Genomic DNA, 13530 nt, shown 5'->3' on the forward strand with positions numbered 1-13530 from the left:
GCGATGGTGAGCCGTTATCTCAATATCGTCTGTGTCCTTGCTGTGCTGACGGGCGCAGGTGTCGTGTACGACATGAAGATGGAGGCCGAGCACACGTCCGAATATGTGGCGTCGCTCAAGGTCAAGATCGACGAAGAGCACGAAGCCATCCGGGTGCTACGTGCCGAATGGAGCGTTCTCAATCAGCCTGCCCGCCTGCAGGGGCTGACCGAGCGCTATGACGAGTTTCTGAAGCTCCAGGAAATGGATCCGGGCAAGCAGATCGTGCAGCTGCAGGATCTGCCGATGCGTCCGGTCATGCTGCCCCCTGTTGGTGGTGAGGCTCCGCTTGATGGCTTTGCGGCCCTGCGGGAACCTGCCTCCACCTCGTCCATCCGATAGGAGCGCTGCAATGACAATGGCAAGCGAGCCCTCCTCCTTCCTGCAGTTCCAGCGCAGCCAGCCCCGTGCGGCGGCCCGCCCGGCCTATGGCTCGGTGTCCACCAGCACCGTCAGAACCCGCATCTATTTTGCGATGGCGGCCTTCGCTCTGCTTTACACGGTTATTGGCGCCCGGCTCGTGCATCTCGCACAGACGGAAGAGGCGCCCAACGCTGCTTTCATCTCGGCGCAGGATTCCATTGCTGCCTCCCGCCCCGATCTCATCGACCGCAACGGCGAAATTCTCGCAACGGACATCAAGACGGCCTCCATTTATGCCGAACCGCGCAAGATCATCGATGTGGATGAGGCGCTGGAAGGCATCGGCAGCGTTTTCCCGGAGCTGAACAACGAGAGCATGCGCAAGCGGCTCGCCAGCCGCGCAGGCTTCATCTGGCTGAAGCGTGAGGTTTCCCCTGCCCAGCAGCAGGCCATTCACCGGCTTGGCATTCCGGGCATCGGCTTCCTTTGGGAAAAGCAGCGCTTCTATCCGGGCGGGCCGCTGGCCTCGCATATCATCGGATCGGTCAATATCGACAATCAGGGCATTGGCGGCCTCGAGAAGCATCTCGACGATTCCTGGCTGTCCGAACTGCAGAAACTTGGCTTTGCCACAGACCGTTCGCTGGAGCCGGTCAAGCTGGCAGTTGATTCCCGTGTGCAGTTCGTCGTGCGGGATGAGCTGGTCAAAGGCGTCGAGCGCTATCACGCCATTGCAGGTGTCGGCATCATTCTGGATGTGCATACGGGCGAAGTCGTCGCCATGTCGTCCTATCCGGACTATGATTCGAACGACCGCGCCCAGGCCCTCGACAAGGACCGGTTGAACCGTGCCACCGGCGGCGTGTTCGAGATGGGCTCCGTCTTCAAGACCTTCACCTTCGCCAGCGCCTTCGATTCGGGCAAGGTCGACATGAACGACAGCTTCGATGCGAGCCGTCCGATCCGCGCCGGCGGGCGCACGATCAACGATTTCCACGGAAAAAGACGCATCCTTTCGGTGCCGGAAGTCTTCATCTATTCGTCCAACATCGGCACGGCCAAGATGATGCTGACGACAGGCGTCGACTATCAGCGCGAGTTCTATGCGCGCCTCGGCCTGACCGAGCGCCAGTCCAACGAACTGCCGGAAAATGCAGCCCCGCTGCTGCCGCGCCGCTGGGGTGAACTGGCGGCCATTACCGCGTCTTTCGGTCACGGGATTTCGGTGACGCCGATGCAGACGGCAACGGCGGCAGCTGCTCTTGTGAATGGTGGCTATCTCATTCCGCCGACCTTCCTGCCGCGGGATGAAGCAACTGCCAAGTCTCTGGGCAAGCAGGTGATTTCCGAAGAGACCAGCCGCAAGATGCGCTATCTCTTCCGCCTCAACGTGGTGCAGCAGGGCGGCTCCGGCCGCCGGGCGGAAGTGCCGGGGTATCTTGTCGGCGGCAAGACGGGAACGGCTGAAAAAGTCGAAAACGGCCGCTATACGCCCAACAAGCGCCGCAACTCGTTCCTCTCGGCCTTCCCGATGGATGATCCCCAGTATGTGGTGCTGGTCGTGCTCGATGAGCCGAAGCCGGAAAAGCCGGGCATGGCTGCGACGGCAGGTCTCAACACGGCGCCGATGGTGAGCAACATCATCCGCCGCGCGGCACCCATGCTGGGCGTCATGCCGAAACAGACTGATGGGACAAAGGCAATCGAAGTATCTTATTGAGACGTGATCGAAGCGCCGGAGCGGGACATCAGGGTCGCAGCTGAAAAAGGGTTCCGCACCGGCTTGTGACGGCGCACTACCGGATTTGGCAGACAATGCAGCTAGGAACACTTGCGGCGGGCACAGGCATCGCCGTTCCTGATGATACCCTCATGATCGGGGGATTGACCTCGGACAGCCGGGCGGCTGGGCCGGGCTTTTTGTTTTTTGCCCTTGGCGGCGTACAGGCCCATGGCGCACGTTTTGCCGCAAAGGCGGTGGAGCAGGGCGCGGCCGCTGTTCTGACCGATGCAGAGGGCGCAGCGCTGATCGAGGCCGGCGGCGGTGTGCCGGCACCGGTGATCGTTGCCGCGAATCCGCGTCTGGCGCTGGCGAAAATGGCCGCCCGTTTCCATGGCCGTCAGCCGGAAACCATGGTGGCCGTCACCGGCACCAGCGGCAAGACCTCCGTCGCCTATTTCGTCCGCCAGATCTTCCAGCGCTGCGGCCACAATGCGGCAAGCCTCGGCACGCTTGGCACCGTCACAGCCTCCGGCACCAGCTATGGCGGGCTGACGACGCCGGACCCGGTCTCCCTGCATGCGGAACTGGCGAAGCTGGCCGATGCCGGTGTCACTCATGCCGCAATGGAAGCGTCCAGCCATGGGCTCGATCAGTACCGGCTGGACGGGGTGGAACTGGTGGCCGCCGGTTTCACCAACCTTGGCCGTGATCACATGGACTATCACGCCACCGAAGAGGAATACCTGCAGGCCAAGCTGCGCCTGTTCCGCGAGCTTCTGCCCAGCGGCGGCACGGTGGTCGTGGACCCGGCGCAGAACAAGGCAGACCGTGTGCTGGCCGTTGCCGAAGAGCGTCGCCAGCAGGTGCTGACCGTGGGCGAGCGGGGCAGGGACCTGCACCTGCGCAATGTCCAGTTCAGCGGTTTCAGCCAGGTTTTGACGATCGATACACCGCGCGGGGAATACAAGGTGTCCCTGCCGCTCGCCGGGCATTTTCAGGTGTCCAATGCGCTTGTTGCTGCCGGTCTTGCCATTGCCGCAGGCGAGGCGCCGGGGGCAGTCATGCGGGCGCTGGAAACGCTGGAAGGCGCGCCGGGGCGTCTGGAACTGGTGGGCCGCAAGGACAACGGCGCTCTGTGCTTCGTTGACTATGCGCACAAACCTGACGCCGTGGACAATGCGCTGGCCGCACTGCGCCCCTTCACCACCGGCCGCCTCATCGTGGTCGTCGGGGCCGGTGGCGACCGGGACGCAGGCAAGCGCCCGCTGATGGGGGAAGCTGCCAGCCGCCGCGCCGATGTGGTCATCGTCACAGACGACAACCCCCGGACGGAAGATCCTGCACTCATCCGCAAGGCCGTCATGGCAGGTGCACCGGGTGCGCTGGAGATCGGCGACCGGGCAGAGGCCATCGCAACGGCTGTTTCCATGCTGGAAAGCGGGGATGTCCTGTGTGTGGCAGGAAAGGGTCACGAAACGGGCCAAATCGTCGGGAAGACGGTGCTCCCGTTCTCGGATCATGATGCGGTTCGCACCGCGCTTGCACAAGGAGCCCGGTCATGAGCGCACCGCTCTGGACCCTCGATGCCTTTCTGGCCGCAACGCGCGGCGAGGCCCGCGGAGAGCCGCAGGCTGAAATCACCGGCATTTCCATCGACACCCGCACCATCTTGCCGGGCGAAGCTTTCGTCGCCATCGTCGGTGACCGGCTGGACGGGCATGATTATGTGGCCAAGGCCCTCGAGGCTGGCGCGTCGCTGGCGCTGGTTGCTCGGCACAAGCTGGTCGATCTGCCGCAGGATGGCCGCTACGTTGTGGTGGATGATCCGCTTGAGGCCCTGCGCAATCTTGGACGTGCCGCCCGCGCGCGCACCAGCGCCCGGATCGTGGCGGTCACCGGCTCGGTCGGCAAGACCGGCACCAAGGAGGCGCTGCGCCTCGCGCTTGGCCGCTCCGGCAAGGTCCATGCCTCGGCCGCGTCCTTCAACAATCACTGGGGTGTGCCGCTGACGCTGGCGCGCATGCCGGAGGATACCGAATTCGGTGTCTTCGAAATCGGCATGAACCATGCCGGAGAAATCACGCCGCTGGTGCAGATGGTCCGCCCGCATGCGGCCATCATCACCACCGTGCAGGCGGTGCATCTGGAGTTTTTCGGCTCGGTCGAGAAGATCGCACAGGCCAAGGCCGAGATCTTCCTCGGGCTGGAGCCGGGCGGCCTTGCCATTCTCAATCAGGACAATGACCAGTTCGACCTGCTGACCTTCCTTGCCAAGACGGCTGGTGTCGAGCGTATCCAGACCTTCGGCGAAGCGGAGGGCAGTGACGCGCTGCTTGAGAACTATGCGGTGCAGACCGGGTCCTCTTCCATTCAGGCGCGGGTGCTGGGGCAGGAGATCACCTACAAGATCGGCGCGCCGGGCAAGCACCTTGTCCGCAACAGCCTCGCCGTGCTGCTGGCCGTCTGCGAACTCGGCGGCGATCTGGCGCTGGCCGGACTGGCACTGGCCGAGCTCTCGGCCCCCAAGGGGCGCGGCGCGCAGACGCGGCTGAAGCTGCCGGGCGGCGAGGCCGTGCTGGTCGATGAAAGCTACAACGCCAATCCGGCCTCCATGCGCGCGGCCCTCAGCGTGCTTGGCGGCATGCAGGCGGCCGCGCCGGGCCGCAAGATTGCTGTGCTTGGCGACATGTTGGAACTGGGTGATGCAGCGGGGCAGTTGCATGCCGATCTGATTGGGCCCGTCGAAGACAGCGGCGCAGATCTGGTCTATTGCTCCGGCCCGCTGATGCGCGCCTTGTGGGAGCGGCTGCCGCGCGAGAAGCGCGCCGTCTATGCCGAGCATTCCGAAGCGCTGACCGAGCGCCTCAAGGATGAGCTGCGCCCTGGCGACATCATCATGATCAAAGGCTCTCTCGGGAGCCGAATGGGCCCCCTTGTGGACGCGCTCAAGCAGGAATATCCCGCAGCGGATGAAATGGCTTCGGCCTGAGGAATCCAAATGTTCTATCTTCTCGGTGAACTGTCCGGCCAGATTTCTGCGCTGAACGTCTTCAAGTACATCACGTTCCGCACGGGCGGTGCCATCATGACGGCGCTGTTCTTCGTGTTCCTGTTCGGGCCGCGCATCATTGCGGGCCTGCGCCTGCGTCAGGGCAAGGGCCAGCCGATCCGTGAAGACGGGCCGCAGAGCCACCTTCTGACCAAGAAGGGCACGCCGACCATGGGCGGGCTGATGATCCTGTCCGGCCTCATCGTCTCCACCCTGCTGTGGGCGGATCTGCGCAATCCCTATGTCTGGATCGTGCTGTGGGTCACCGTCGGCTTCGGTGCCATCGGCTTTTATGATGACTATCTGAAGGTGACGAAAGCCACCCACAAGGGCTTCAGCGGCAAGGCCCGCCTTGGCATCGAGTTCCTGATTGCAGGCGGCGCGGCTTTTGCCGTAACCATGCTGGACAAAGGTACTTTCGCCACGTCCATCTCCTTCCCCTTTGTGAAGGACCTGCTGCTCAATCTGGGCATCTTCTTCATTCCTTTCGCCGCCTTTGTCATTGTCGGCGCAGGCAATGCGGTGAACCTGACGGACGGGCTCGATGGCCTTGCCATCGTGCCGGTGATGATTGCTTCGGCCACTTTCGCCCTCATCGCCTATCTGTCGGGCAACGCGGTCTTTGCCGAGTATCTGCAGATCCACCACGTGCCCGGCACGGGCGAACTTGCCGTCATCTGCGGCGCTGTGATCGGCGCCGGGCTTGGCTTCCTCTGGTTCAACGCGCCTCCGGCCGCCATCTTCATGGGCGACACAGGCTCGCTCTCCCTTGGCGGCATGATCGGTGCGATTGCGGTCGTCACCAAGCATGAGATCGTGCTGGCCATCGTTGGCGGGCTGTTCGTGCTGGAGGCGGTGTCCGTCATCGTGCAGGTGGCCTCCTTCAAGCTGACCGGCAAGCGTGTGTTCCGCATGGCGCCGATCCATCATCATTTCGAGCAGCTGGGCTGGACCGAGTCCCAGGTGGTGATCCGCTTCTGGATCATCGCCGTGGTTCTCGCCCTCGTCGGCCTTGCCACCCTGAAGCTGAGGTAAGGCGGTCATGATCCCGGTCACCTGCTTCAAGGGAAAAAAGGTAGCGCTCTTCGGGCTTGGCGGCTCGGGCCTTTCCAGTGCGCTGGCGCTGAAGGAAGGCGGGGCGCATGTCATTGTCTGGGACGATGCGCCTGCGCGCAATGATCTTGCCCGTTCCAAAGGTCTTGAGGCCCGCGATCTGGCCGAACTCGACTGGAAGGGGCTGTCGGCGCTGGTGTTGTCACCCGGTGTGCCGCTGACCCATCCCGAGCCGCACTGGACGGTGGAGCTCGCACGTGAGGCGGGCGTCGAAGTCATTGGCGACATCGAGCTGTTTTCGCGCGAACGGGCGCTCGTGTGCCCGGACGCCCCTGTCATCTGCATCACCGGCACCAATGGCAAGTCCACCACAACGGCACTGACCACGCATCTGCTGAAGTCGCTGGGCCGCGACGTGCAGATGGGCGGCAACATCGGCACGCCGGTGTTCGACCTCGCCCCTCTGGCGCCGCACCGGCATTATGTCATCGAGTGCTCGTCCTATCAGATCGATCTTGCTCCCGGTCTCGCCCCGACGGCCGGCATTCACATGAACCTGTCGCCGGATCATCTCGACCGGCACGGGACCATGGAGAACTATGCCGGCATCAAGGAGCGGCTCGTTGCTGCGGCCCGCACCGCCATCGTCGGCGTGGATGATGAAATGAGTGCTGCCATCGCGGACCGGCTGGAAGCTGCCGGGCACGATGTGCGCCGCATTTCCGGCCATCAGACGCAGACCCATGGCGTCTTTGCCCGTGATGGCCTGCTGATCTGCGCGGACAAGGGCGTAGAGACGGTCATTGCCGATCTGTCGCGTGCACCGTCGCTTCGCGGCCAGCACAATGCCCAGAACGCGGCGGCGGCCTGTGCTGCACTGCTGGCGCTTGGCGTGGCACCGCAGGAGCTTGCTGCAGGGCTTGAGAGCTTCCCTGGCCTCAAGCACCGGATGCAGATCATCGCCCGCCATGAGGGCACGCTGTTCATCAATGACAGCAAGGCGACCAACGCGGATGCCACGGCCTGGGCGCTGGCGAGCTATCCCCGGCTTTACTGGATCGCGGGCGGCAAGCCGAAGTCGGGCGGCATTGAGCCGCTGGGCGAGTTCTTCCCGCGCATTGTCCGGGCCTATCTGATCGGCGAGGCGGCCGAGGAGTTTGCCCGCACGCTGGACGGCAAGGTGCCCTACGAGATCAGCGGCACGCTGGACGTGGCGGTGCAGCGGGCGGCGGCGGATGCCGCGCTCGATCCGCAGGCCGAGAAGGTGATCATGCTGTCTCCGGCCTGTGCCTCGTTCGACCAGTATCCGAATTTTGAAGTGCGTGGTGATGCGTTTGCCGAAAGCGTCCGGGCCCTGTTGGCGGTGCCGGAAAAGACGGAGGATGCCTGATGGTTTCTCGCGCTGATCGTGGTGTGCTGGCCGAGTGGCTGTGGACGGTTGACCACATCCTTCTCGCGCTTTTCGTCCTGCTCATGATCGGCGGCGTCGTGCTGTCCTTTGCGGCCAGTCCCCCGGTGGCCGAGCGCATCGGTGTGGAGAGCTATTACTTCGTCAAGCGGCAGGCCATGTTCCTGCCGCTGGCGGTCGTCGTGCTGTTCGGCGTCTCGCTGATGTCGCCGCGGATGGTGCGCCGGGGGGCTTTGCTGCTCTTTTGCGTGTCGCTTGCGCTTCTAGTTGCGACGCTCTTCGTCGGCGCCGAAGTGAAGGGTGCCCGCCGCTGGATCAACATTGCCGGTTTCTCGGTGCAGCCCTCCGAATTCCTCAAGCCTGCCTTCGTCGTGCTGGTCGCCTTCCTGCTGTCGGAAAGCGGACGCCGCCGCGAAGTGCCGGGCATGGTTCTGTCCGCCCTGCTTTTCGCCATGTGCGCGGCGCTGCTGGTGGCGCAGCCCGACTTCGGCCAGACCATGCTGATCGGCCTCGTATGGGGCGGTTTGTTCTTCATGAACGGCCTGCCATGGATCGCCATCATCGGATTGGGCGGGGTGGGCGTTGCCGGTCTTGCCTCGGCCTACTTCCTGCTGCCGCACGTGACCACGCGTGTGAACAGGTTCCTCGATCCCGATTCCGGCGACACCTATCAGATCGACCGCGCCCGTGAGGCTTTCCTCTCGGGCGGCTGGTTCGGCAAGGGGCCGGGAGAGGGCATCGTCAAGCGCGGGCTGCCGGACAGCCACACCGACTTCATCTTTGCCGTGGTGGCCGAGGAATTCGGCATCATCGTCTGCATGCTGCTGGTGGCGCTCTTCGCCTTCATCATCCTGCGGGGCCTGCGCAATGCGGGCCGGGACCAGGATGCCTTCTCGCGGCTGGCGACGGCCGGGCTGACGCTGATGTTCGGCCTGCAGGCGACCATCAATTTGATGGTGAACCTCAACCTCATGCCTGCCAAGGGCATGACGCTGCCTTTCATTTCCTACGGCGGTTCCTCGCTGCTTTCGACGGCGCTGACGGCGGGCTTCATTCTGGCCCTGTCGCGCCGCAAGCCGCGGCCGCTGCACAGTGACAGCGTGACGGTGGCCCGTGTGCCGACGTCGCAGCTCATTCAGCCGGGTATTCAATGAGCAAGACCATTCTCCTGACGGCCGGTGGCACCGGCGGTCACCTGTTCCCTGCCGAAGCGCTGGCGCATGAGCTGGTGCGGCGGGGCTGGACCGTGGATCTGGCGACGGACGAGCGGGCCGACCGCTACGGCACCAGCTTTCCTGCGCGGGAGGTGCATATCATCGCCTCCGAAACCCTGCGCTCGAAGTCGCCCGTTGCCCTGCTCAAGACGGTTCTGAGCCTTGCGCGCGGCACGCTGCAGGCCCGCCGTGTCATCCGGCAGATCAAGCCTGCCGTTGTCGTCGGCTTTGGCGGCTATCCCACCTTTCCGCCGATGATGGCTGCGCGGCTGACGGGCGTGCCGTCGATCCTGCACGAGGCCAATGCCGTGATGGGCCGGGCCAACCGGATGCTGGCCAAGGGCGTCACCCGTGTCGCCACCAGCCTGACGCTGGTCAATCCGGATGCAGCGCTTGCCCCGAAGATCCGTGAGACGGGCAATCCGGTGCGCCCGCCGGTGGTGGAAGCCGCCAGCGTGCCCTATGCGGTGCCACAGGCAGGCGGCGCGTTTCACCTCCTGGTGTTCGGCGGCTCACAGGGCGCACGGTTCTTCTCGGACGTGATGCCGGAAGCGGTGAAGCTTCTGTCCCCGGAACACCGCGCCCGGCTGAAGCTGGTGCAGCAGTGCCGGCAGGAAGACATGGACCGGGTGAAGAGCGCCTTCGAAGCGCTTGGGCTCTCGTCGGAGCTTGCGCCCTTCTTCCGCGACATGCCGGCGAGGATTGCCGCTTCGCACCTTGTCATCTGCCGTTCCGGCGCGTCCTCCGTCAGCGAGTTGTCCGTCATCGGCCGCCCGTCGATCCTCGTGCCGCTGCCCAATGCGCTGGATCAGGACCAGAGCAACAATGCCCGCGTGCTGGAAGCTGTGGGCGGGGCTTGGCCGGTGGCGCAGAAGGATCTGACGCCGCAGCGCCTTGCCGCAGAACTCACCCGGCTCATGGATGAGCCATCCACCCTTCAAGCCGCCGCCGCCGCCGCGCGCGGGCAGGGCAAGCCCGATGCGGTTGCCCGCCTTGCCGATCTGGTGGAAGAGACCGCTGGCGCAAACACAACAGACAAAGGAGACCGCGCATGAAGATGCCGCGTGAATTGGGGCCGGTGCATTTCGTCGGCATCGGGGGCATCGGGATGAGCGGCATTGCCGAAGTGCTGCACACGCTCGGCTACACCGTTCAGGGCTCGGACATGTCCGAGAGCGCCAATGTGCTGCGCCTGCGCGAGAAGGGCATTCCGGTCTTCATCGGCCACAAGGCGGAAAACCTTGGCGGTGCTGAAGTTCTGGTCGTCTCCTCCGCTATCAAGCGCGACAATCCGGAGCTGATCGCCGCCCGCGAGAAGCTGATCCCGGTGGTCCGCCGTGCCGAAATGCTGGCTGAGCTGATGCGCTTCAAGCAGGCCATTGCCATCGGCGGCACCCACGGCAAGACGACGACCACCTCGCTGGTGGCGGCGCTGCTGGAGGCGGGCGGCATGGACCCGACCGTGATCAACGGCGGCATCATCAACGCCTATGGCACCAACGCCCGCATGGGCGATGGCGAATGGATGGTGGTGGAAGCGGACGAAAGCGACGGCACCTTCGTCAAGCTGCCCGCAGATATCGCCATCGTCACCAACATCGATCCGGAGCACCTCGACCACTACGGCGACTTTGCCGGGGTGCGCGCGGCCTTCCGCCACTTCGTGGAGAACGTGCCCTTCTACGGCTTTGCCGTGATGTGCCTCGACCACCCGGAAGTGCAGACGCTCGTCGGCCAGATCGAGGACAAGCGCATCGTCACCTATGGCGCCAATCCGCAGGCGGATGTGCGCTTTGCCGATGTGTCCATGGCGGGTGGAAAGTCGAGCTTCCGCGTCATCCTGCAGAACCGCCGCTCGGGCGCAAGCGAGGTCATGGATAATCTGGTGCTGCCCATGCCGGGGCTGCACAATGTTTCCAACGCAACGGCCGCCATTGCGGTGGCGAACCGTCTGGGCATTTCCGCCGATGCCATCCGCAAGGGGCTGGCCGGGTTCGGCGGCGTCAAGCGCCGCTTCACCCACACGGGAACCTGGAACGGCGCCGAGTTCTTCGATGACTATGGCCACCACCCGGTGGAAATCCGCGCCGTGCTGAAGGCCGCGCGGGAATCGGCGAAGGGCAGGGTGATCGCCGTGGTGCAGCCGCACCGCTACTCCCGCCTCGCCAGCCTGTTCGAGGACTTCTCCACCTGCTTCAACGATGCGGACACGGTGATCGTGGCTCCTGTCTATGCGGCCGGTGAGCAGCCCATCGCAGGCATCGACCGTGACAGTCTCGTCTCCAACCTCAAGACCCACGGCCACCGCTCCGCCATCGCGCTGGAGGGGCCGGAGGCTCTCGCCGGTGTCATTGCGGACCTTGCCAAGCCGGGTGACTACGTTGTCTGCCTCGGTGCTGGCAACATCACCCAGTGGGCGCATGCGCTGCCGGGCCAGCTGGAGGCCCTTGGCAAGGGAGAGGGGGCGTGAGCTTTCCCGATCTTCTGGCAAGCCTCGGCTCCCGGTTCGAGGGTTTGCGCGGCAAGCTGACGGCCAATCAGCCGCTGTCCGCCGTCACCTGGCTGCGGGCAGGCGGCCCGGCGCAGCTCTTGTTCCAGCCCGCAGACGAAGAGGATCTGGCGCAGTTCCTGTCCGTTCTGCCGGAAGAAATCCCGGTGCTCACGATCGGCCTTGGCTCCAACCTGCTGGTGCGGGACGGGGGCATTGAAGGCGTGGTGATCCGTCTTGGCGCACGCGGCTTCGGCGCTGTCGAGGTGCTGGACGGCGGCCGCATCCGTGCGGGCGCTGCGGTGCCGGACAAGCGGCTGGCGGAAGCCGCTGCAGACGCCGGTATCGGTGGCTTTGCCTTCTACACCGGCATTCCCGGCGGCATTGGCGGCGCGCTGCGCATGAATGCTGGCGCCCATGGCACGGAAACCTGCAACCGTCTGGTGGAAGTGACCGCGATTGACCGCAAGGGCGCGCGCCATGTGCTGACCAACGCGGACATGGGCTACAGCTACCGTCACAGTTCTGCAGCCCCCGGTCTTGTCTTCACCAGCGCGGTCTTTGAGGGGCCGCTGGAGGATGAGGCGAAGATCCGTACCGAAATGGCGGAAGTGGTTGCTCACCGTGAGCGGGCGCAGCCGATCCGCGAGAAGACCGGCGGCTCCACCTTCAAGAACCCTCCGGGCAATTCCGCCTGGAAGGTGATCGACGCTGCCGGATGCCGCGGGCTGACCGTCGGCGGGGCGCAGATGTCGGAAATGCATTGCAACTTCATGATCAACACCGGCACGGCAACGGGTCATGATCTGGAGCTTCTGGGCGAAACCGTCCGCCGCCGCGTGCGCGAGCATTCGGGTGTTGAACTCGAATGGGAGATCAAACGCCTCGGGCAGTTCCTCCCCGGCGAAGAAATCAGTCCGTTCCTGGATTGAGGGTGGGCGGATAGAGGCGAAGCCCAACGCATACTCGGTGTCGTCCCGGCTGAAGCGAAGCTGAGATCCGGGAACCACTCGCTTGCAGAGCGGCGAGGGTGAGACGCAATGCAAAGGCTTGCGCAGAATCTCGCTCCCGCATGGCCATCCGCACGCAGTTCATGCTCCGGACAGGATTTCCACAGCCTCGGACCCCGCCGCTGTTGCTTTTGAATCACACTGTGCAGGCCACAAGACGTTAATGCATTCCTTAACGGCTTGGTTAACGTTTCCTTACCAATTTGGGCAGCATCTTAGGGGCTCACATTTGTTTGAGTGAGTCGGTGGAAATGACGGGTAAGCATGTCGCGGTACTGATGGGCGGGTGGGCGCACGAGAGGCCGGTGAGCCTTTCGTCCGGCAATGCCTGCGCCGATGCGCTGGAAGCGCGCGGCTTCAGGGTGTCGCGCGTCGATGTTGACCGTTCCATCGCAGCCCGTCTGGCCGAACTGAAGCCGGATGTGGCCTTCAATGCCCTGCATGGCCCCTTCGGCGAGGATGGCTGCATCCAGGGCCTCCTCGAGATCCTGAACATTCCCTACACGCATTCCGGCGTGATGGCCTCTGCCCTTGCCATGAACAAGGTGAAGGCCAAGGCCGTGATGGCGGCGCATGGGGTGCCAGTCACGGAACATCTGATCATCAACCGGCGGGATGTGGGGCATGAGCACCCGATGCGCCCGCCCTATGTGATCAAGCCGATTAACGAAGGCTCCAGCTTCGGCGTGCTGATCGTTAAGGAAGACCAGTTGCATCCGCCGCAGGAGCTGACGCGCGATGACTGGCCATATCCGGACACAATGATGTGCGAGACCTACATTCCTGGCCGCGAGCTGACCTGCGCGGTGATGGGAGATGAGGCGCTTGGAGTTATCGACATTGTCCCAAAAGGGCACGGTTTCTACGATTTTGAAGCGAAATATGCGGAAGGTGGCTCTGTTCACATCCTTCCTGCGAAAATTTCACCCTTTATTTACCAAGAAGTACAGAAACTTACCTTAACAGCGCATCGTGCGCTCGGCTGCCGGGGTGTTTCGCGGGCGGATTTCCGCTTCGATGAGCGTCCGGATGGGTCGGGTACCCTGATCTGCCTGGAAGTTAACACTCAACCTGGAATGACCCCAACCTCGCTGGTTCCGGAACTTGCCGCCTACACTGGCCGTGATTTCGGGGATCTCGTCACCTGGATGGTGGAGGACGCAAGTTGCTCTCGCTGAGGCGC

At 64.0% G+C, this 13530-nt stretch carries 11 protein-coding genes; all 11 read left to right on the forward strand.

Features of this window, described 5'->3' with window-relative positions; all coding sequences use genetic code 11:
* Positions 1-3: 3 nt before the first annotated feature.
* The 11 genes from ftsL (at position 4) to AC0CMF_RS11960 (ending at position 13525) form a co-directional block, all read left to right on the forward strand.
* Positions 4-381 (forward strand): cell division protein FtsL, encoded by a 378-nt coding sequence (ftsL, locus tag AC0CMF_RS11910; protein ID WP_019964115.1) that lies wholly within the window; start codon positions 4-6, stop codon positions 379-381.
* A 10-nt stretch (positions 382-391) separates the two neighbouring features.
* On the forward strand, positions 392-2122 hold the full coding sequence (locus AC0CMF_RS11915) for a peptidoglycan D,D-transpeptidase FtsI family protein (protein WP_050474247.1): 1731 nt from the start codon (positions 392-394) through the stop codon (positions 2120-2122).
* Positions 2123-2217: 95 nt separating this feature from the next.
* Positions 2218-3687 carry a UDP-N-acetylmuramoyl-L-alanyl-D-glutamate--2,6-diaminopimelate ligase gene (locus AC0CMF_RS11920; protein ID WP_058899342.1) on the forward strand — a complete coding sequence of 490 codons (1470 nt, stop codon included), beginning with the start codon at positions 2218-2220 and terminating at the stop codon, positions 3685-3687.
* A complete protein-coding gene (locus AC0CMF_RS11925) occupies positions 3684-5114 on the forward strand; it encodes a UDP-N-acetylmuramoylalanyl-D-glutamyl-2,6-diaminopimelate--D-alanyl-D-alanine ligase (protein WP_058899343.1) in 1431 nt (476 codons plus the stop codon). The genes AC0CMF_RS11920 and AC0CMF_RS11925 overlap by 4 nt, the downstream gene beginning before the upstream one ends.
* Positions 5115-5123: 9 nt before the next feature.
* Positions 5124-6209, forward strand: coding sequence for a phospho-N-acetylmuramoyl-pentapeptide-transferase (mraY, locus tag AC0CMF_RS11930; protein WP_058899344.1), 1086 nt, complete (start codon positions 5124-5126; stop codon positions 6207-6209).
* 7 nt (positions 6210-6216) lie between these two features.
* Complete coding sequence (gene murD / locus AC0CMF_RS11935) at positions 6217-7617, forward strand: UDP-N-acetylmuramoyl-L-alanine--D-glutamate ligase (RefSeq protein WP_058899345.1); 1401 nt, start codon at positions 6217-6219, stop codon at positions 7615-7617.
* Positions 7617-8789 (forward strand): putative lipid II flippase FtsW, encoded by a 1173-nt coding sequence (gene ftsW / locus AC0CMF_RS11940; RefSeq protein WP_058899346.1) that lies wholly within the window; start codon positions 7617-7619, stop codon positions 8787-8789. The genes murD and ftsW overlap by 1 nt, the downstream gene beginning before the upstream one ends.
* A complete protein-coding gene (gene murG, locus AC0CMF_RS11945; protein WP_058899347.1) occupies positions 8786-9904 on the forward strand; it encodes an undecaprenyldiphospho-muramoylpentapeptide beta-N-acetylglucosaminyltransferase in 1119 nt (372 codons plus the stop codon). Before ftsW ends, murG begins: the two co-directional genes overlap by 4 nt.
* A complete protein-coding gene (gene murC, locus AC0CMF_RS11950; RefSeq protein ID WP_050474241.1) occupies positions 9901-11319 on the forward strand; it encodes a UDP-N-acetylmuramate--L-alanine ligase in 1419 nt (472 codons plus the stop codon). Before murG ends, murC begins: the two co-directional genes overlap by 4 nt.
* Complete coding sequence (gene murB / locus AC0CMF_RS11955; RefSeq protein ID WP_058899348.1) at positions 11316-12269, forward strand: UDP-N-acetylmuramate dehydrogenase; 954 nt, start codon at positions 11316-11318, stop codon at positions 12267-12269. Before murC ends, murB begins: the two co-directional genes overlap by 4 nt.
* 329 nt (positions 12270-12598) lie before the next feature.
* Entirely contained in the window at positions 12599-13525 is a 927-nt protein-coding gene (locus tag AC0CMF_RS11960; protein WP_058900734.1) for a D-alanine--D-alanine ligase, read from the forward strand.
* Positions 13526-13530 lie beyond the last annotated feature (5 nt).

The sequence above is a fragment of the Pannonibacter sp. CBAS1226 genome (assembly GCF_055685825.1).